The 19,358-nt window shown below is 74.2% G+C and carries 18 protein-coding genes; 8 read left to right on the top strand and 10 right to left on the bottom strand.

Features of this window, described 5'->3' with window-relative positions:
* Positions 1-23: 23 nt before the first annotated feature.
* From IEZ10_RS29530 to IEZ10_RS29515, 4 genes are all read right to left on the bottom strand, one after another.
* Positions 24-1,559, bottom strand: coding sequence for a S8 family serine peptidase (locus tag IEZ10_RS29530; protein ID WP_268246388.1), 1,536 nt, complete (start codon positions 1,557-1,559; stop codon positions 24-26).
* On the bottom strand, positions 1,553-2,287 hold the full coding sequence (locus tag IEZ10_RS29525; RefSeq protein ID WP_229811766.1) for a hypothetical protein: 735 nt from the start codon (positions 2,285-2,287) through the stop codon (positions 1,553-1,555). Before IEZ10_RS29525 ends, IEZ10_RS29530 begins: the two co-directional genes overlap by 7 nt.
* A gap of 260 nt (positions 2,288-2,547) precedes the next feature.
* A complete protein-coding gene (gene moeZ / locus IEZ10_RS29520; protein WP_179825278.1) occupies positions 2,548-3,729 on the bottom strand; it encodes an adenylyltransferase/sulfurtransferase MoeZ in 1,182 nt (393 codons plus the stop codon).
* A 90-nt stretch (positions 3,730-3,819) separates the two neighbouring features.
* Positions 3,820-4,761: an alpha/beta fold hydrolase gene (locus tag IEZ10_RS29515; protein WP_189249793.1), complete on the bottom strand. Its 942-nt coding sequence runs from the start codon at positions 4,759-4,761 to the stop codon at positions 3,820-3,822.
* A 301-nt stretch (positions 4,762-5,062) separates the two neighbouring features.
* Here IEZ10_RS29515 and IEZ10_RS29510 point away from each other — a divergent pair, with 301 nt between their 5' ends.
* Both IEZ10_RS29510 and IEZ10_RS29505 read left to right on the top strand, forming a co-directional pair.
* The gene (locus tag IEZ10_RS29510; RefSeq protein WP_189249792.1) at positions 5,063-5,422 is read left to right on the top strand and encodes a hypothetical protein; all 360 of its coding nucleotides are present in this window, start codon (positions 5,063-5,065) and stop codon (positions 5,420-5,422) included.
* Between the two features lie 378 nt (positions 5,423-5,800).
* Entirely contained in the window at positions 5,801-6,187 is a 387-nt protein-coding gene (locus IEZ10_RS29505) for a hypothetical protein (protein WP_189249791.1), read from the top strand.
* Positions 6,188-6,361: 174 nt separating this feature from the next.
* On the opposite strand, the gene ku is transcribed toward IEZ10_RS29505, so the two are convergent.
* The gene (gene ku, locus IEZ10_RS29500; RefSeq protein WP_189249790.1) at positions 6,362-7,288 is read right to left on the bottom strand and encodes a non-homologous end joining protein Ku; all 927 of its coding nucleotides are present in this window, start codon (positions 7,286-7,288) and stop codon (positions 6,362-6,364) included.
* Positions 7,289-7,494: 206 nt separating this feature from the next.
* On the opposite strand from ku, the gene IEZ10_RS39335 reads away from it, so the two are divergent.
* The 3 genes from IEZ10_RS39335 (at position 7,495) to IEZ10_RS29485 (ending at position 8,881) form a co-directional block, all read left to right on the top strand.
* Entirely contained in the window at positions 7,495-7,815 is a 321-nt protein-coding gene (locus IEZ10_RS39335; protein WP_229811779.1) for an Rv3202a family protein, read from the top strand.
* Between the two features lie 59 nt (positions 7,816-7,874).
* The gene (locus tag IEZ10_RS29490; RefSeq protein ID WP_179825285.1) at positions 7,875-8,504 is read left to right on the top strand and encodes a TetR/AcrR family transcriptional regulator; all 630 of its coding nucleotides are present in this window, start codon (positions 7,875-7,877) and stop codon (positions 8,502-8,504) included.
* 146 nt (positions 8,505-8,650) lie between these two features.
* Complete coding sequence (locus IEZ10_RS29485) at positions 8,651-8,881, top strand: DUF3107 domain-containing protein (RefSeq protein ID WP_189249789.1); 231 nt, start codon at positions 8,651-8,653, stop codon at positions 8,879-8,881.
* Positions 8,882-9,441: 560 nt separating this feature from the next.
* Here IEZ10_RS29485 and IEZ10_RS29480 read toward each other — a convergent pair.
* On the bottom strand, positions 9,442-10,092 hold the full coding sequence (locus tag IEZ10_RS29480) for a ferritin-like fold-containing protein (RefSeq protein ID WP_189249788.1): 651 nt from the start codon (positions 10,090-10,092) through the stop codon (positions 9,442-9,444).
* Between the two features lie 176 nt (positions 10,093-10,268).
* On the opposite strand from IEZ10_RS29480, the gene IEZ10_RS29475 reads away from it, so the two are divergent.
* A complete protein-coding gene (locus IEZ10_RS29475) occupies positions 10,269-12,320 on the top strand; it encodes a DEAD/DEAH box helicase (RefSeq protein ID WP_189249787.1) in 2,052 nt (683 codons plus the stop codon).
* 177 nt (positions 12,321-12,497) lie between these two features.
* Complete coding sequence (locus tag IEZ10_RS29470) at positions 12,498-13,370, top strand: alpha/beta fold hydrolase (RefSeq protein ID WP_189249786.1); 873 nt, start codon at positions 12,498-12,500, stop codon at positions 13,368-13,370.
* Between the two features lie 42 nt (positions 13,371-13,412).
* On the opposite strand, the gene IEZ10_RS29465 is transcribed toward IEZ10_RS29470, so the two are convergent.
* From IEZ10_RS29465 to IEZ10_RS29455, 3 genes are all read right to left on the bottom strand, one after another.
* Positions 13,413-14,321 (bottom strand): RecB family exonuclease, encoded by a 909-nt coding sequence (locus tag IEZ10_RS29465; protein ID WP_189249785.1) that lies wholly within the window; start codon positions 14,319-14,321, stop codon positions 13,413-13,415.
* A gap of 4 nt (positions 14,322-14,325) precedes the next feature.
* Positions 14,326-15,048, bottom strand: a complete 723-nt coding sequence (locus IEZ10_RS29460; protein ID WP_189249784.1) for an MBL fold metallo-hydrolase — start codon at positions 15,046-15,048, stop codon at positions 14,326-14,328.
* A 61-nt stretch (positions 15,049-15,109) separates the two neighbouring features.
* A complete protein-coding gene (locus IEZ10_RS29455) occupies positions 15,110-15,772 on the bottom strand; it encodes a DUF6758 family protein (RefSeq protein ID WP_189249783.1) in 663 nt (220 codons plus the stop codon).
* Between the two features lie 74 nt (positions 15,773-15,846).
* Between IEZ10_RS29455 and IEZ10_RS29450 the strand changes: the two genes are divergently transcribed.
* Entirely contained in the window at positions 15,847-16,245 is a 399-nt protein-coding gene (locus IEZ10_RS29450; RefSeq protein ID WP_189249782.1) for an NUDIX hydrolase, read from the top strand.
* Between the two features lie 30 nt (positions 16,246-16,275).
* On the opposite strand, the gene IEZ10_RS29445 is transcribed toward IEZ10_RS29450, so the two are convergent.
* Positions 16,276-19,341 (bottom strand): sialidase family protein, encoded by a 3,066-nt coding sequence (locus IEZ10_RS29445; protein WP_229811765.1) that lies wholly within the window; start codon positions 19,339-19,341, stop codon positions 16,276-16,278.
* Positions 19,342-19,358: the final 17 nt, after the last annotated feature.

Below are 19,358 nucleotides of genomic sequence, written 5' to 3'. Positions count from 1 at the left end.
CTACGTCGCCGGGCCCCGCCGCCCTATGCCTCCCCGCCGCCCGGGGTGGTTCGTGTGTCCCCGCCGTCTGGAACCGGTCGCGCGCCGCCGTTCTCCGGCGCGGCATGGATGATCGCATCGCCGTTCTCCGGCGCGGCACGGGTGACCGCATCGCCGTTCTCCGGCGCGGTACGGATGACCGCGCCGCCGTTCTCCGGCGCGGCACGGGTGACCTCGTCGTCCGGGACCGGCCCGGCCGCCCGGCGGCGGCGTGCGGCGCGGGCGGAGACGGCGAGCACCGCCAGGGACGCGACGGCCCCCAGTCCCGCGGCCCCGGCGATCCCCCCGTACATGTTGATCATGTCCCGGTCCCGCCGTACGACCTGCACCGGCCCGGCCGCGCGGCCGACCGGGCGCGCGGGGTCCTGGAGCGAACCCGCCCGGGCGGTCAGGGTGTGGCGGTGGATCCTGGCGGCCTCGGCCAGCGCCCGGGAGGCGTTGACCACCCCGAACCCCAGGCCGGTGTCGTAGCCGCCGCTCGGCCGCCGGGTGGCTCCGGCGGTGAGCGCCTGCGCCACCAGCGCGGGCGACATACGCGGATATTTCGCTTTTATGAGGGCGGCTACCCCCGACACCAGCGCTGCCGCCTGCGAGGTGCCCCTGCCCACCCAGTACTCGTCGCCGGGTCCCGCGCCGAGGACGTCCACCCCGGGCGCGGCCAGCAGCACCGAGGGGTTGCGGTTGGAGAACGACGCCCGGCGCAGCCTCCGGTCCGCCGCGGCGACCGAGACGACCCCGGGGAAGGCGGCCGGGTAGGAGTAGGGGGCGTAGCCCGTCCCGGCGGACTCCCGGGCCCCGTCGTTGCCCGCGGCGGCGACCAGCACGACCCCCTTGGAGATCGCGTAGCGGATCGCCGCCCGTTCCTCCTCCGTCGCCAGTTCCTTGGAGATCGACATGTTGATCACGTCGGCGCCGTGGTCCACGGCGTACCGGACGCCCCTGGCGACCACGTTCTCGAACCGCGCGGCGGTGTTGAACCGCCGGAAGCCCGGCTCCTCGTCCTCCAGGATCACCCGCACCGACAGCACCTCGGCCTCCGGCGCCACGCCGACGACCCCGTCGGCGTCGCCCGGACCGTGCCCGTGCCCGGCGATGAGCGAGGCCATGTAGGTGCCGTGCAGCCGCGCGGGGGCGACGCCCGGCGGGTTGGCGCCCCGGGTGAAGTCCCTGCCCTGCACCACCGAGCCGGCGAGGTCGCGGTGGGTCGCGTCCACCCCCGAGTCGAGCACCGCGACCGTCACGTTCTCGCCCCTGGAGGTCCGCCAGGCGTTCGGCAGGTCCAGCGTCCGCAGAACCGGCTCCTGGGCGGTCCGCACGTCGTCGGCGCGGGCGGCGGTGGCGGGGCCCGCCGTAGCGGCCGCGGCCAGGAGGAACGCCGCGACCGCCGGGACCGCGCGTCTCGGCGCCGCCGTGGCCGTCCGCCTCGGCGCCACCGGAACCGCCGGGACCGCCGGGACCGCCCGTCCCGGCGTCACCGCGCTCCCCGGCACGGCGCTCCCCGGCACCGTGCGCCTCAGCACCGCCACTCCGCGGAGGCGCAGTCGGGCCGCGCGGGCGTGGCGAGGTCGGCGAGGATCCGGTCGGCGATGTCGCCGGCGAAGGCGAACACGGTCGGCCGCTGGGTCCCGGCCGCGCGGGCGGGCCGGCCGTCCACCTGCCCGAACGTGGCCAGCACCAGGTACGGCCCGGCCCGCCGCGCCAGGCCGCCCTGCCGCTCGTCCTGGCCGAACCGGTCGGTGACGGTGCCGGGGTAGGCCAGCGCCCGCAGGCCCGGCGCCGGACGGTCGCCCCCGGGCAGCGCCGCCTCCGCCGCGGCGGCGCCCCGCTCCGTCCCGAAGGCCGCGACGCCGACGGTGACGACGATCCCCTGGAGCCCGTCGATGTAGGTGGCGCGCAGGATCCCCCGGCACCCGGCCCGGCGCAGCGCCCCGTGGAGCCCGGCGTCCACCGCCCGGTCGCACCGGGTCTCCGGTGAGATGCCCACGCGCAGGGCGTTCTCCCGCCCGCCCTGCTCGGCGGCGTAGCCGACGGACTCGGGGAAGATCCGCCCGGCGGGCCAGGTCTGCCAGCGCCGGGCCAGCTCGCCGAGGGAGGCCCGCTCCAGCTCGGCGGGGGTCGGCCCGCGGGTGAGCTCGGCCGCGGCGGTGCGAGCCGCCACTCCGGCCACGATCACGCAGGTCAGCGTGAGCAGCGAGGCGACGACCAGCGTCGGCCAGGCTCGCCCTCGCCGATCGTCAATCCCGCTCACGCCTTGACCTTAGTGCGGCCGGAAGAGTGCGAACCGCCACAAAAGCAAGTGTGAACCGCCGCGGAGGTCGGCGCGAGCCCTCGTGAGAACCGGCGGGAAACTCCGCGGATGCCGACCGGGACCGCGGTGGAACGACGACCGCCCGGCCGCGCGGGGTGCGCGGCCGGGCGGCCGTACGGGGGTGGCCGCCCGTTCGGCGGCCGGTGGGCCGGGGTCGTCCGCGGCCACCGGGCCGCCGGGCGACGCCGCCCCTCGTCCGATCAGTAGGTCGGCAGGCTCGGGTCGATCGTCTTGACCCAGCTCAGCACGCCGCCGCCCACGTGGACGGCGTCGGAGAAACCGGCGTTCTTGACGATCGCCAGGCACTCGGCGGACCGGGCGCCGGACTTGCAGTGCAGGACGATCTTCTTGTCCTGCGGGAGCCGCTCCAGCGCGGAGCCGTTGAGGAACTCGCCCTTGGGGATGAGCACGGCGCCGGGGATGGAGACGATCTCGTACTCGTTCGGCTCGCGGACGTCGACGACGAAGACGTCCTCGCCGGCGTCCTGCATGGCCTTGAGGTCGGCCGCGCTGATCGTGGAGCCGGAGGCGGCCTCCTGGGCCTCGGCCGAGACCGCGCCGCAGAACGCCTCGTAGTCGTCGAGCAGCTCGGTGACCGTCGGGTTCTTGCCGCAGAGCACGCACTCGGGGTCCTTGCGGACCTTGACCGAGCGGTAGTTCATCTCCAGGGCATCGTAGATCATCAGGCGGCCGACCAGCGGCTCGCCGATGCCGGCGATGAGCTTGATGGCCTCGTTGACCTGGATGGAGCCGACCGAGGCGCACAGCACGCCGAGCACGCCGCCCTCGGCGCAGGAGGGCACCATGCCGGGGGGCGGGGGCTCGGGGTAGAGGCAGCGGTAGCAGGGGCCGTGCTCGGCCCAGAACACGCTGGCCTGGCCGTCGAAGCGGTAGATCGAGCCCCAGACGTACGGCTTGCCGAGCAGGACCGCGGCGTCGTTCACCATGTAGCGGGTGGCGAAGTTGTCGGTGCCGTCGACGATCAGGTCGTACCCGGAGAAGATCTCCATGACGTTGTCGGTGCTCAGCGCGACGTTGTGCACGACCACGTCGATCAGCGGGTTGATCTCCCGGACGCTGGCGGCGGCGCTCTCGGCCTTGAGGCGGCCGACGTCGGACTGGCCGTGGATGACCTGGCGCTGCAGGTTGGACTCGTCGACGACGTCGAAGTCGATCACGCCCAGCGTGCCCACGCCCGCGGCCGCGAGGTACAGCAGCGCGGGTGAGCCGAGGCCGCCGGCGCCCACACAGAGCACCTTGGCGTTCTTCAGGCGCTTCTGACCGGCCATCCCCACGTCGGGAATGATCAGATGGCGCGAGTAACGACGCACCTCGTCGACGGACAGCTCGGCTGCCGGCTCTACCAGCGGTGGCAACGACACAGTTCTGCTCCCGTTTCAGGGGTCTTCAAGGGGCGGCCGGGCACAGGGCGAGCACGGCGCGCACCACTGACAACCCGGGGGACGCCCCGGTCATTCCCCGATCCGCGACCGGGCACTCCCGGCACTCCGGGCGTTCCCGGCGCTCCCGGTGCTCTCGGTGATGAGCTGCCTGGCCTCCCTGGCCACCCGCTCCGGGACCTCCATCTGTGCCACGTGCCCGGCGTCGGGCAGCAGCACCAGTCGCACGCGCGGGAACGTCCGCCAGGCACGGGCCGCCATCCGGGGGTTGACCAGCCGGTCGTAGCGGCCGTGGACGACCAGCGTGGGCGCGGTCACCCTGGCCGCCTGCCGCCAGAGGTTGTCCTCGCCGCGCCGGAAGTACTCGGCGACGAGCCCGCGCGCCGAGCCGATCATCGACGCCCCGGCGTACGGCAGGCCGTCCCGGCGGCGCAGTTCCTCGGCGGCCTCGCGCAGCCGGTCGGGGTGGACGCGGCCGAGGTCGGCGTAGCACATGGCCATCGTGGCGTTGATCCTGCGCTCCGGCGGCAGCATGCTGAGCCGGTTCGCGGCCCAGTCGCCCAGCCTCGGCACCGTCGACAGGGCCACCCGCGCCGGGCCGTACCGGGGGGTCAGGTCGGGCAGCGCCGGGGAGACGAGCGTGAGGGAGCGGACCAGGTCCGGACGGGTCGCGGCGATCCGCACCGAGACCGCGCCGCCCAGGGAGTTGCCGAACAGGTGGACGGGCCCGGCCGAGATCCGCTCGACCAGCGCGGCCACCGAGCGGGCGTGGGCGTCGACCGAGTAGTCGCCGTCGGGCGGCTCCGGGGAGTGCCCGGCTCCCGGGAGGTCGACGGCGTGCCCGGTGACCAGGTCCGACAGGTGGCCCATCAGGTCGGTCCAGTTCGTCGCGGAGCCGGCCAGTCCGTGCACGTAGACGGCGGTCTCCGCCGGTCCCGGCGGGGTGGCCCGCACGTGGAGGCGCTGCCCTCCGATGTCGACCATCTCGCCCGGCCAGACCGGAATCGGCTCCATGACCCCTCGTCCTCTCGTGTCGCGCCCGTGACGGCCTCTGGTTCGACGATAGCCGGTCACCTCCCCACCTCGACACAAAAGCGACATTAAAGACATTTCACAGCAAAACAATTAATAAGAGTCTAACCGCGGCGATAAATAGATAAGGCAGAAGTAAAAGCCGCCAATCTCTGTTTGTTGCCCAAGGTGGACGGAAATCAAGTCTGCGAGAGATCGGCCCTTAAGGGCCATCTCGGACATTTTCCGAGGAATCGCGAAAATGTCAGAGCGGGGCAACCGATCCTTTCAAGGGGGAAACGCAATGCCCAAGTTCAAGAGCGTCTTCGCCGGTCTCGCGGTCAGCACGGCGCTGGCCGGCGGCATCGTCAGCCTGGGCGCGGCCACCACCGCGACCGCGGCCAACGCCGCCGTGGCCCAGACCACCGTCGCCGGCTTCCAGACCTGTGGCGGCGGCGGCTGCGGCTGGCGTCGTTGCGGTTGTGGCGGCGGCTGTGGTCGCCGGTGCAGCCACAACCGCTTCCGGCTGAGGGTCATCACCGTCAACAACAACCACAACAACGTCCGGGGCGACAACCTGCAGGCTCAGCGTCAGCGCCAGTTCCAGGAGGACCGGGACTTCGAGTTCAACCGGTTCGACCCGTTCGTGGGTGGCGAGGACTGACCGGTCGCCCGGCCGGGACGCGGCACGCGGCCCTAGCAGGTGACCGCGCGCGATCCGGCTCGTGACCGTGACGAGTTCCAACCCGCCCGGGGGGTGAGGCCCGGGCCCGCACGGGGGCGCCGTTCTCCGCGAAAGACGGTGACCGCCCGGCGGGCTCGGGTGCCCCGGGGAGACGAAACGACCCGGCACGGCGCCCACCGGCCGACACGGGCATTCCCGTACGGCATCGTCCGAATGGGGCCGGGCGGCCGGCGCCGCCGGAAATCCCATTCCATGGCCGCCGCCCGTAACGGCGCGCCATCCGGGGGACGGCACGCGGTTTTTCAAAAAGCGCAGAGAAAACGAGCGGGGAACCGCTCACACAAAGGGGATGGACAAATGTTCAAGACTGTTCTTGCTGGCCTCGCGGTCGGTACCGCGATGACCGGCGGCATCGTCAGCCTGGGCGCGGCCACCACGGCCGCCGGCGCCACCGTGGCGCCGACCACCATCGCCGGCTTCCAGACCGGCTGCGGCTGCGGCGGCGGCTGGGGCGGCTGCGGCGGCCGCCACTGGAGCCACCGGCGCTTCAGGCTGAGGGTCACCACCGTCAACAACAACCGCAACGACGTGCACGGCGACAACGCCCAGGCCCAGCGCGAGCGCCAGGCCCAGACCCGCCGTGACTTCGAGTTCGAGCGCTTCAACCCGGTGATCGGCGAGCCCGAGCGCCGCCGGGGCGAGGGCGGCGGTGGCGGCGGCGACGCGGCCGCGCCGACCAGCTGACGCTCCACCGGTCGCGGGCGGACCTCGCTCCGCGCGCATCACGACGGGGGCCTCACCGGCGTCGAGCCGGCGGGGCCCCCGTCCCCGCGTTTCCGCGCTCCCGGGAGCGGAACGACCGCCGCCGTACGGTGGCCTCCGCCGTACCGGGGACGGTCCCGCCCCGGTACCGCGGCGTCAGGCGGGGCGGCGCGCCTTCCCCCTGCGCGGCGCCTTCTCCGCCCCCTGCTCCCCGGTCTTCTCCCCCTGCTCCCCGGCTCGCCCCCGGGCCCCGCCCTCTCCGGCTGCGCGGGCGGACCCGCGCGCGGCGGCCGGCGCCCCGCCGGACGGCTGCCGGCGCTTGGCCGCCTCGACGCTGGCGCGGAGCGCGGCCATCAGGTCGGGCGCGGGACCGGGTTCGGGCGCCGCGGCCGGCACGACGACCTCGCGTCCCGCGACCTTGGCCTCGATGACCTCCTGGAGCGCCTCCCGGTAGGCGTCCTTGTACAGCGCGGGGTCGAAGTCGGCGACCATGCTGTCGATCAGCGACTCGGCCATCCTCAGCTCCTGGGGACGAACCTCGGCCTCCTCCTCCAGGAACCCGAAGTCGGCCTGACGCACCTCGTCGGGCCAGAGCATCGTCTCCAGCACGAACACCCCCTCCCTGACCCGGAGGACCGCCAGCGACTCGCGCTGCCGCAGCGCGACCTTGACGATCGCCACCCGCCCGGAGCGTTCGAGCGCGTCGCGCAGCAGCACGTAGGGACGCACGCCCTCGGAGTCGGGCTCCAGGTAGTAGGACTTGTTCAGCAGGATGGGGTCGATCTGGGCGGCCGGGGAGAACTGGAGCACCTCGATCCGCCGCGAGGTCGAGAGCGGCAGGTCCTCGAAGTCCTCGCTCTCCAGGACGACCATCTCGCCGGTCGGCAGTTCGTAGCCCTTGGCGACGTCGGCGTAGGGCACCTCCTGCTCGCAGACCTCGCAGATCCTCCGGAACCTGACCCGGCCGGCGTCCTCCTTGTGCACGAGGTTGAAGGTGACGTTGCGCTGCTCGGTCGCGGTGTGCACCCCGACCGGGATCGTGACCAGCCCGAACGCGATCGCGCCTTTCCAGATGCTCCGCATGGTCTCTCCCTGTCTCGGGACCGCCCCGCCGATCTTCGCACGTACGTTCGGAATGTGAACGAGGTGGATGTAAACACTCACCAACAGGGCAGTTACCCGCCATGGGGGTTCCGATGCCCCGCCTTTCACGGCGGGCGGGACCCGAGGTCGTACGCTGGGCGATGTCCGATGTTCGCCCGGTCACACGGAAGAACGGAAGAGAGCGGATGGCTGAGATGAACGTGCAGGGGCAGGGTCCGGCGGACCTGGACGACGAGACGCTCACGGACCTTCCCGATGAGGAGGAGATCGGAATCGAGACGACCGACGCCGACGCCGCCGAGCAGACCCGCCCGGTGCGCGACGACACCCCCGGCCGGGTCTCCGGAGCCTCGCCCGAGACCCCCGAGGCCGACGCCGCCGAGCAGACCCGCCCGGTGCGGGAGGACGGCCCCGACTGGCCGGACCACATCCCGCTCGACGCCGACCCCGCCGACGCCACCGAGCAGACCCGCGTCGTGGAGCTCGACGAGGACGACTATCGCTGACCTGGTTACCCACGCGTAGGATGTCGCAGGACAGCAGGAGCACCCGCAAGGAGAACGCCGTGACCGCTACCCCGGACGCCAAGCCCCGGGGCACCCGGCTGCCCCGGATGGCCCGCCGTCGCCAGTTGCTCAGCGCCGCCCAGGAAGTCTTCGTGGAGAACGGCTACCACGCGGCGGCGATGGACGAGATCGCCGAACGGGCCGGCGTCAGCAAGCCGGTGCTCTACCAGCACTTCCCCGGCAAGCAGGAGCTCTATCTCGCCCTGCTGGACGTGCACGTGGACGACATGATCGCCCGCTGCCGCGACGCCCTGGCCTCGACCACCGACAACAAGCAGCGCGTCCAGGCGGCGATCGGGGCGTTCTTCGACTTCGTCTCCACCCAGGGCGAGGCGTTCCGGCTGGTCTTCGAATCCGACCTGCGCAACGTCGCCCCGGTCCGCCAGCGCATCGAGCGCAACCTCCGCGAGAGCGCCGAGATGATCAGCCAGGTCATCCAGGAGGACACCGGCTGCTCCAGCGACGAGGCCAGGCTCCTCGGCGTCGGCCTGGTCGGCATGGCCGAGGTCAGCGCCCGCTACTGGATCAGCAGCGGCGGCTCCATTCCCAAGGACGCCGCCACCCAGCTCATCGCCCGCCTGTCGTGGCGCGGCATATCCGGCTTCCCCCGCACCACCGCCGAGCACTGACGGGGCGGAACGGCGAGTACCGCCGGAGCGGCGCGACCGGGCGCCGGCGGGGCGGACGCGCCTGTTCGCTTGACGCGATCAACCGGCGCGTCGGATCCCCGATGGGGCGACCATGGGACGAGCAACCCTCGTCGAAAGGGAGCAGGATGGAAATCAAGATCGGCGTGCGCTCCGTGCACCGTGAGCTCATAGTCGAAACCGAGCTGACGGCCGAGCAGATCGAGGAGGAACTGCACAGGGCCCTCGCTCCCGAGCGCGGCGTCTTCAGCGTCACCGACACCGGCGGCCGCAAGGTGCTGGTCCCCATCTCCTCGCTCGGCTTCATCGAGATCGGCGAGGAGGAGAGCCGGCCGGTCGGTTTCGGCGGCACCCTCTGACGGATGCGACCCCGGCCGTGCTCCTGACGCCCCGGCGGTCCCCGGGAAAGGATCTATCACCGGGGAAGAACCCGCCCTGAGACGGCCACGCGGCCCGCGTCCGGCCCGCACGGACCGAGCCGGCGCGGGTCGTCGGCGCGTCCGCGGGCGGGTCGTCCCGGCCGTCTCCACGCGGTGGGCGGCCGGTCCCCCGGTCAGTCTCCCGGGCAGTGCCCCGGCCGGTCCTCCCGCCCCGCGAGGCGGCACCCCGGCGGGCGCCTGTCCCGGTGGACGGGGTGGCGTCCCAGGCTGACGGCGGGGCAGTCCGCGTCTCCCCGGCGCAGCACGGCGCGGAGCGCCCAGCGGTTCGGTCCACATCTGGTCGGAGGAGTGCCGTAGCGGCGCGGGACCCTCATGTCTCGCACCGTACAACCGTCCGGCGCCTTCACGCTCCCCGATCAGCCGACGGATCCCGGACGGCCCCGCGGTCCCGGACGCTCTCAGGAGCGGCCCGCGGCCCCGGACGGGCTTCCGGAGCGGTCCGCGGGCTTCCGGAGCGGTCCCGTGATCCGGACGGCCTCTCAGGGTCCCGGGGTCAGCCCCAGGGCGGACATCCGCTCGCCGTGGGCCTCGGTCAGCCTGCCGAACATCCGGGTGATGTCCTCCCCCGCCGCCTCCACCAGCAGCGCCGCCAGCTCCGGCCGGGCCTCGACCACCCGCCGGCCCTGGCTGAGCGACTCCCCGACGAGCCGCCGGGCCCACAGCGCCAGCCGCCCGCACACCACGTGGTCGTTCTCGATGGCCGCGCGCACCCGCTCCACCGCGAACTGCGAGCGCCCCCCGTCGACGAGCACCTCGTCGACCAGCCGGCGGGTGTCCTCGTCGACCCGGGTGGCCGCCTCACGGTAGAAGTCGAGCGCGATCCCCGTACCCACGTACGCCTTGACCAGGGCCTCCAGCCAGTCGTGCGGCGCTGTCCTGGCGTGCCAGTCGTCCAGCGGCCCGACGAACGGCGCCATCGCCTCCTCCGGGTCCGTACCCAGCGCCGCGAGCCGGTCGCTCAGCAGCCGGAAGTGGGCGTACTCGGTCACGGCCAGGTCGCCGAGCGCGGCCCGGTCGGTCAGCGTGGGGGCGAGCCGGGCGGCGTCCTCGGCGAGCCGGAGGAAGGCGGTGAGCTCGGCGTAGGCGAGGACGCCGAGCAGGTCGGCGACGCCGGGAGGGGAATCACTCATGCAGGGAAGCCTACGAGTTGCCGGACCCCGCCATTCCGCAGGAATACCAAGAAATCGGTTCCGCGTTGTGGTATCGAGTACACTGCTCTGTGAAAGTGCGACCGCACCCGTGTTAACCCAGGAGATTTCACCTCCTGGACGCCCCCGAAGTCGGCATGACGCCGCAGCGGTCGCTGATGACATCAGAGGGCCGGCCCTTCCGCGAGGACCCGGGCACGGGGAAACTTTTCAGCCCGTGGTCCCGGCAGGACTGCCTTCAACGGAGACTTAGGCAGGCCAAGCTGACGACGTTCCGAGACCTCGGAGTCACCCCGGAGATCGCCGATGCCCTGGAGACCGAGGGCATCACCACGCCGTTCCCCATTCAGGAGATGGCGCTTCCCCTGGCACTCAACGGCCAGGACATCATCGGACAGGCGCGCACCGGCACCGGCAAGACGTACGCCTTCGGCGTCGCCATGCTGCAGCGGGTCGGCAAGCCCCGCAAGAACCGCAAGAAGCCCCGCGGGCTGGTCGTCGTGCCGACCCGCGAGCTGGCCGTCCAGGTCACCGAAGACCTGGTCACGGCGGCGGGCAAGCTGGGCTCGCGGATCCTCACCGTGTACGGCGGGCGCGCCTACGAACCCCAGATCGAGGCGCTCAAGCAGGGCGTCGACGTCATCGTCGGCACCCCGGGCCGCCTGCTCGACCTGGTCAAGCAGAAGCACCTCGACCTCAGCCAGATCAACGCCCTCGTCCTGGACGAGGCCGACCGCATGCTCGACCTGGGCTTCCTGCCCGACATCGAGCGGATCATCAAGCTCATCCCGGCGGAGCGGCAGACGATGCTGTTCTCCGCGACGCTGCCGGGTGAGATCGTCGCCCTGTCCCGGCGTTATCTCAGCCGCCCCACCCACGTGCGGGCCGAGAACAACGACGCCGAGGCGGAGGCGACGCCGCAGACGACCCAGTTCGTCTGGCGCGTGCACCGGATGGACAAGGTCGAGATCGTGGGCCGCCTCCTGCAGTGCGAGGGCCGGGGCCTCACGATGATCTTCTGTGAGACCAAGCGGGCCTGCGACAGGGTCGTGGAGGACCTGAAGGAGCGCGGCTTCGCCGCCGCGGCCGTCCACGGCGACCTCGGTCAGGGCCAGCGCGAGCAGGCGCTGCGCGCCTTCCGCAACGGCAAGATCGACGTTCTCGTGGCGACCGACGTCGCGGCGCGCGGCATCGACGTCGACGACGTCACCCACGTCGTCAACTACGACTGCCCGCAGGACGAGAAGGCCTACGTGCACCGGATCGGCCGCACCGGCCGGGCGGGCAAGACCGGCGTCGCGGTGACCTTCGTGGAGTGGGAGGATCTCACCCGCTGGAAGGTCATCAACAACGCGCTGTCGCTCGACTTCGCCGAGCCGGTCGAGACGTACTCCACCTCCCCGCACATCTACGCCGACCTGGGCATCCCCGAGGGCACCAAGGGCGTGCTGCCGCGCGCCAACCGCTCCCGGGCGGGCCTGGCGGCCGAGGAGATCGAGGACCTCGGCGAGACCGGCCGCAGCCGTTCGCGCGGCCCGCGCCGGGGTCGCGAGGAGGAGCCCAGGGAGCGCCGTGAGCGTCCGGCCCGCACTCCCCGGGAGCGTCGCCGCACCCGGGGCGGCCGGAACGCCCAGGAGGCCGTCCAGGCCGCCGGGGCGGCGGAGGAGCCCACCCGGCCCGACGTCGGCGACGTCCATGACACCGGCGTCGCCGAGACCGCCGGTGAGCGGAACGCGCCGCTCGCGGCCGAGGAGGCGCGGCGCCCGGTCGCCGAGCCCGCCGTGCCGGAGACGGACGCGGCGCCCCGCGAGGAGGTCCGGGAGGAGCGCCCCGCGAGGTCCCGCCGCCGCAGGTCCGGCCTGAACCCCGAGGTGAGCCTCGGCGGCGAGGAGCGGAGCGGAGCGGCCCGGGACGACGAGTCCCGGGACGACACCACCCGGAGCGACGCGGTCCGGGAGGACACCGGCCGGAGCGACGCGGTCCGGGAGGAGGAGCCCGTGGCCGACCGGTGGGACAACGAGCCCGACGCCCCGGACTCCCGCCCGCGGCCGGAGAAGATCGTCCCGGCGAGCCCGTTCACGGTGATCTTCCAGTCGCCGGACCTCGCGACGGACGACGACGAGATCGCCCCGTCGGCGGCGTCGGAGCGGGCGCAGAGCCGCCGCCGTCCCCCCGCGCGGGGGCAGCGGGGCCAGCGCCGCCCGCAGTAGCCGGCGGAGCGCGGCAGGAGGCGCGGAGATCGCGAGAGGGCCCGGACCGTGCCCGCCCGGGAGGCGGGAGGCGGTCCGGGCCCTCGGCGAAAGGGGTGCGACCCGACGGGTCGCACCCCTTTTTCCGCATCTCAGACGCACAAAGGCACTCCGCGGGGAGAGGTATCGTGGGGCCACGTGAGTACGCCACGATTTCTGACCCTGCCTCCTGGCGTCCGTTCCCGCCGGATCGAGACGACCGTGGGGACCTTCGCCGCGTTGGAGGCCATGCCGGTCAGTGGCATAGCCGAGCGCTGGCCCGCGCTGCTGGTCCCCGGCCTCACCGGCAGCAAGGAAGACTTCATCGCGGTCCTGCAGACCCTCGCCCAGGCCGGCCGCCAGGTCGTCGCGATCGACATGCGGGGCCAGTACGAGACGGAGGGCCCCGACGACCCCGCCGCCTACACCTGCCCGGCGCTCGGCAACGACATCGACGTGCTGGCCCAGCACGTCGGCGGGGGCGGCCCCGTCCACCTGGTCGGCCACTCCTTCGGCGGCCTGGTCACCCGTGAGGCGGTCATCGACGGCCGCACCAAGTTCGCGTCCTACACGCTGATGAGCTCGGGCCCCTCCGCCATCCCCGGGGTGCGCGCCCAGGTGAGCCGCGCCATGCTCGCCGAGCTGCCCGAGGTGGGCATCGAGCGGCTGTGGCAGACCCGGATGGAGCCGGAGGCGCTGGCGGCCGGCGTGCCCGACGAGATCATCGAGTTCCTGCGCGGGCGGCTGCTCGCCAACTCCGTGACCGGGATGGTCGCGATGACCCACGCGGTGCTGTCGGCGCCGGACCGCTGCGACGACCTCGCCCAGGTCGGGGTGCCCACGTTCGTGCTGTGCGGCGAGCACGACGACGGCTGGCCGCCGGAGGCGCAGGCGGAGATGGCCCACCGGCTGGGCACCGAGTGCATGGTCGTGCCCGGCGCGGCCCACTCCCCCGCGGTCGAGGCCCCGGAGACGACGGCCGCCGCGCTCACCCGGTTCTGGAACGAGTCCGAGGCCCGCCTGCTGAACTGACCGGACCCGCCGGCCCGGAACCGGCCCGGCGGGTCCGGGGGGTCAGTCGTCGGCCAGTCCGTCCCAGGGGTCGCGGTCGCCGGCGGCGGCGCGGCCCTCGGGGCAGTGCTTCCGGAAGTCGCACCAGGAACACAGGGGTCCCGTGCGGGGCGGGAAGACCGCGTCGATCTCCGCCGGGACCTCCGGCGGCGTACGGCCGGCCTCCGGCGACGCGCGGCCGGTCCGCCCGGCGGGACGCGCCGGGCCCGCCCAGGCGCGGTAGCGGTCGTCGGCCTCCGACGCCTCCACCGCGATCTCCTCGGCCCGCCGCAGGTGGCCGGCCAGCGACTCCTCGGTGTGCTCCCACTCCACGATCGAGCCGGTCGGCAGGTGATGCAGCTCCACCCGGCGGCAGGGGGTGCGCAGCATCCGCTCCGAGGCCACGGCGTAGACGGCCAGCGCGAGGGAGAACCGGGCGTCGTCGCCGGTGGGAGGCCGGCGGCCGGTCTTGTAGTCGACCACGACCAGCTCCGCGCCGCGCCGGTCGAGCCGGTCGACGCGGCCGGAGAGGGCGATGACCGGGGTCCGCGCGGCGACCGTCCGCTCGACGCCGACGGGCTCGTCGGCGGGGTCGAGGGTCGCGGCGTAGGCGCCGGTCATCTCCGCGGCCCGCTTCCGCCAGGCCGCCGACTGCTCGGCGTCGCGGAAGCCCTCGCCGATCCACCCCCTGCCGACCAGGGCCGCCGCCGTCTCCGGCGTCCGCCGCTCGTACGGCTCGCGCCACCATCCCGCGAGGGCGTTGTGCACGCTGATCCCCACGCCGGTGTGCGCCCAGGGCGGCCCCTTGGACGGCGCGGGCCGGTCCATGTAGGTGAACCGGTAGCGCCGGGGGCAGTCGAGCCAGGTGTTCAGCCGCGACGGCGTACAGGAGTAGAGCCGCCGCGGCATGCCCTCCAGGGGAAGCTGGTCCATGGGCTCACTGGTCGCGGAGGTCGAGGCGGATGCCGGCCGCCTTCGTGCCGTCGGTCAGCGGCCCCTCGGCCCCGTCCTCGCCGGTCTCCTGACGGCGGGTCAGCGAGCCCGACAGCCAGTCGTCGAACTGCGGCTCCAGGGCGCCGACCGTGGTCTCCTCGCCATGCGCGGGCATCACACGCGTGGCGTGGGGCAGGGTGAACAGCCGGCCGCCGATCGCGGTGAGCTGGTCGGCCAGCGCGGGATACTCGTCGCCGATCCTCCCCGGCCCGTCGGCCTGCAGGGTCTTGCCGGTGAACACCGCGGACAGGGCCTCGCAGTAGAGCGAGACGCCGCCCTGCGAGACGCCCGGGGTGGACATCACCTCCAGCTCGACGTCGGCGACGCCGAACACGCCCTCGTCCTCCATGTCGATGTCCGGCCAGGTCTCCGGCCAGGTCCGCCGCCACAGCGGCCGGTCCTTGGGATGCAGGGCGACCACCGCCTCGTCCCGGGCCGCGACCTCGATGGCCGCGCCCACGTGGTCGGGCAGGCCGTGGGTGCAGACGACGGCCAGCACCTCCCGCTCGCCGACCTTCGCCAGGATCGCCTCCGCGTCACGCGCGGGGTCGATGACGATGACCTCCTCGTCGTCGCCAACGATCCAGGTGTTGTTCTCGACCTCGTGCTCGACGCCGTCGACGTCGACGGTCCCCTCGGTCACCACTCGTTCGATACGCGCTGTCACGCTTCCGAACTTTACCCGTAAGCCGCCGGGGGCCCCGTCTCCTCGGCCCTCTTCGTTCTCGTCAGCCTTCTTCGCCGCTCTCCGCCGGTCCCTCGCCGCCCAGGCGCGGGGAGAACGCGCCGAACGGCAGATCCAGCGCCTGGTCGTGGTCGCGCAGGTCGCGCAGGGACAGTTCGTACAGGGTGACGAGGTAGCCCGCCTCGGACGGCCAGACGACCAGCCACAGCCAGTTGCCCAGCGCCTCCCCGGCGTACACCGCGCGGTCGGGCGCGCCCGCCACGCACCACAGCGGGGTCGGCCGCCCGTTGATGTCGATCTTGGCGTGCGCCGGGCCCTCGTCGAGCCCCGTGCCGGGGTCGGGGCCGTCCAGCCCGGCGAGCCCCGCGCCCAGCCCGACGCCGGGCTCCTCGGCGATCACCAGCATGTCGGCCGGCCCCTGGGTCAGGGACGGCCCGGAGAGCGCGACCACGGTGGCCCTGGCCCCGGTGCGGTCGTCTCCGGCCTCGGCCAGTCCGGTGACCAGGAACCCCTGCGGCAGCGGCCAGGGCAGCCAGACGGGCACCTGGGCGTCGCGGGTGACGGCCTCGACGGCGGCGGCGGAGGGGCGCATCGGCGCCTGCATCGGCAGGACGTCGCCGTGCCGGGCGCATCTCCAGGCGCTCGACCAGACGCTGGGCGCGCGGAGCGGCCCGAAACACCGTGGGCAGGTAGGCGCGGCTCTCACGACTACCCACGGTGCGTCCTCGACGCCCCCTCCGTCAAGGGCACGGCTCGTTATCCGGCCGTAATCTTGTCAACGTGCGGGTAAATTGTGTGGGCGCGATCATCCTTGACGGTTCGGGGCGGCTGCTCCTCGTGCGCCGGGGGCGTCCGCCCGGCGAGGGCCTGTGGTCGGTGCCCGGCGGCCGGGTCGAACCCGGCGAGTCCGACGCCGAGGCGGTGGCGCGCGAGGTGCTGGAGGAGACCGGCCTGACGGTCGCCGTGGGCCGCCTGGCCGGCTCGGTGGACCGGCCGGGGCCCGGCGGCGCCGTCTACGAGATCCGCGACTACCTCGCGGAGGTGCGCGGCGGCACCCTCGCGGCCGGCGACGACGCCGCCGACGCGGGCTGGTTCTCCCCCGGCGAGCTGGCCCGGCTCCCGCTGACCACCGGCCTGCTCGCGGCCCTCACCGAGTGGTCGGTCATCGCTCCCCGGTGAGCGCCCGACGCCGTACGGCGAAGCGACCGGTCACCGCCCCGCGGTGAGCGTCGAGCGCCACACGGTGAGGTGGTCGGCGTCGTAGGTGGTGGAGCGGCCCAGCGCCACCACCCGGTCCCCGGCGATCGCGACCGCGCCGAGCCACTGGGCCCCCTCGCCGCTCTGGTTGCCCTGGTCGGGGTCGTGCCGCCGCCAGGTCGTCCCGTCCTCGGAGGTCCAGACCGCGCTGTCGCCCTCGCCGGGGGCGCCGTCCCAGCCGACCGCCACCACACCGTCGTCCGTGGCCGCCAGATCCTGTACGGCGGCGGCCCGGCCGGCCGGGAGCCAGGAGACGCGCCAGGTCGTCCCGTTGTCGGCCGACACCGCGCCGAAGGGCCGGTCGCCCTGGTCGGTCCGGGCGGTGCCGGTCGCGACGACGCTCCCGCCGTGCAGGACGACGTGGCGCAGCCCGGCCGACGTCGCCCCCGGCGGCAGGAGCGGCTTGCGCGCGGTCCAGTCGGTGCCGTCGGCGGACACCCAGACCACGCCGGTCTCGTGCCCGGCGGTGCCGGCGCCGCCGACGGCCACGTAGCCGGTGGAGGTCGCCGAGACGTCGTGCAGCCGCACCCCGCTGCCGCCCGCGGGCAGCTTCTCCGCCCTGGTGTAGCGCTTGAGGTCGGGGGTGAACCACAGGACGGGGACGCTCCCGGCCGGGCCGCGGTCCTCCCCGGCCAGGACGTAGCCGGAGGGTCCGGCGGCCACCGCGTGCGGGGCGAGGAAGTCGTGGTCGGCCGCGGGGGCGAGGGGACCCGCGATCGGGACCCGCCGCCAGCCGGCGCCGCCCGCCGCGGTGAGGAGCAGCGGCTCGGTGGAGGAGGCGTCGGTCATGGTGCCGCCCACGGCCAGCCAGCCGTGCCTGCCCTGCGCGACGTCGGCGAGCGACTGGCGCCGCGGGCCGCCGAGGGCCTGCGCCGGGCCGGCGGCCGTCCAGCCCTGGCCGTCGGCGCTGGTCCAGACACCCGCGTCGCCGGAGGCGGTGCCGACGGCGACGAACCCGCCCTCGCCGGCCGCCACCCGGGCGGTCTCCCGTTCGGCCCTGGCCAGTCCCTCGATCCCGCCCAGCGGGACCGGCGCGGCCCGGCCTCCCCTGGGGGCGGTGATGAGGATCAGCCGGTTGTCCACGTCGGCGGCGCGCTCGTCACCGCCGACGACGAGCGTGCCGGTGCCGGATACGGCGACCGCCCGCAGCGAGCCGGGGACCTCGCCGAGGTCGGTGGACCTGGCCCAGTCGTGGCCGTCCTTGCTGGTGTAGACGGCGTAGCGCTCGAAGCCCGTCTCGGCGATCGCCGCGACCCCCTGCGGCGAGGAGGTCAGCCGCCGGACGCCGGCGCCGTCGGAGTCCATTCCGGTGATCTTGCCGCACCGGTTCCAGTCGTCGCCCTGCGAGGAGCAGTAGACCTGGACGTCGCCCTTCTCGCCGCGCTGCTGGGCCGGGACGAGCACGAACCCGCCGGCGGAGGCGGCGAGCGTGCCGGGTTCGGGGATGACGCCGTCCAGTTCCGTCCCCGTCCGCAGCCAGGTCCGCCCACCGTCGGCCGAGCGCAGGATCACCGAGGACGACCGCCCCTGCCCCGGGTCGCCGAGCGCGACCACGGCGTCGCCCCTGGCCACGACCGCCTTGAGGCCCCGGACCTTGTCCGGGGCACCGATCTTCGAGGTGTCCACCCTGCTCCAGCCGCGCCCGTCGGGCGAGACCCAGGCGACGGCCCCGGCGGTGCCGTCCGGCAGCACGGCCGTGCCGACCGCGACGAAGCCGGAGGACGTCCTGGCCAGCTCCATGACCTTGTCGCCGACGGTGAACGCGCCCGTTCCGGCGGGGTCCACCGCGGTCCATTCGTAGCCGTCGGCGCTGGTCCACAGGCCCTGGCCGGTGCCGAGGAGGTCGTTGCCCGCGGCCAGCCAGCGGCCGTCGCCGCCCGCCACCGCGCCGACGGCGGTCGGTCCGCCCTGGAAGCCCGCGGGCCCGTTCACCCTGCCGAGCCGCCAGGTCGAGCCGCCGTCGGTGGAGACGAGGAAGAGCGGCCTGGGCACCGGGCTCGTGGTGTCGCTGCCGACGGCCACCACGGTCGAGCCGTCGGCCACCACGGCGTTGAGCACCTGGCTGGAGCCGGTGCCCCCGGCTTCGGGTTGCGCGACGAAGACGGAGTCGCCGGAGCCGCTCTCGTCGCCGACCAGCCGCAGCCCGGTGCCGAAGGGGTCGCCCACCCATCCCCACAGCGCCAGGCCCCCGGCGACCGCGACGGCGAGGACCATGACGACCGCGACCGGGACGACCAGGCCGCGCACGCTCCTGCGCCGTGTCGGGCCGGAGCGGCGTACGGCCGAGGGCGGCGGGGAGGAGCGGTGGTGCCTGCCGCCGCCCGGCCCGCGCCTGCCGGGCGGGCCCTGCGCGACCAGCAGGTCGGGCCGGGCCGGGCGGCCGCCCGGGGGGCGCCCCACGCGGCGCACCGGCTCGAAGTCGTCATCGGACACGGCGTGCGCTTCACCCTCCCCGGCCGCCTCGGCCACGGGCGCTTCGGCCGAGGGAGCCTCGACCGTGGGTGCCGTGGGTGCCGTGGGTGCCATGGGTGCCACGGAACGCACCTGCTCCACGGAACGCGTCGCCCGCGGAGAGGCGCCCGGCACCCGCGGCGGGCCGGATGCCACGAGCATGTCGGGCCGTACGGCGCGGCGAGGGACGGGACGTGGCACGGCGTCCCCGTCCCCGTCCCGGTCCCGGTCCTCGGAGACGGCGCCGGGAGCGGGATCTCCGGGGGCGCCGTCGCGGGAGGCGGAGTAGGGGCGCGTGTGCGGGCGGCGGCGCTCACCGCCCAGCCCCTCGGGGCGCGCCCGCAGGGGCTCCTCCTCCGGGACGGGAGCGGCGAACGGCGGGAGCATCCAGGGGGAGGCCAGCGGCATTCCCCTGGGGCCGTCGTCGGAGGGGCCGGGCGGGAAGTGCTGGAGTGTGGGCGGAAAGTCCTCGGGGCGGCGGGTGCCGCCCCCGGGAAACGCCTCGTCACCGGCGCCGTCGTCCGGCGGCCGTTCCGGTGAGCGCGGGTCGTGGGGGCCCGGGACCACGCTCAGCACCTCCTCGC

It is taken from the genome of Streptosporangium pseudovulgare (assembly GCF_014648055.1).
GTDB classification, from domain to species: domain Bacteria; phylum Actinomycetota; class Actinomycetes; order Streptosporangiales; family Streptosporangiaceae; genus Streptosporangium; species Streptosporangium pseudovulgare.
This window is presented reverse-complemented; position numbering and strand designations above follow the sequence as displayed.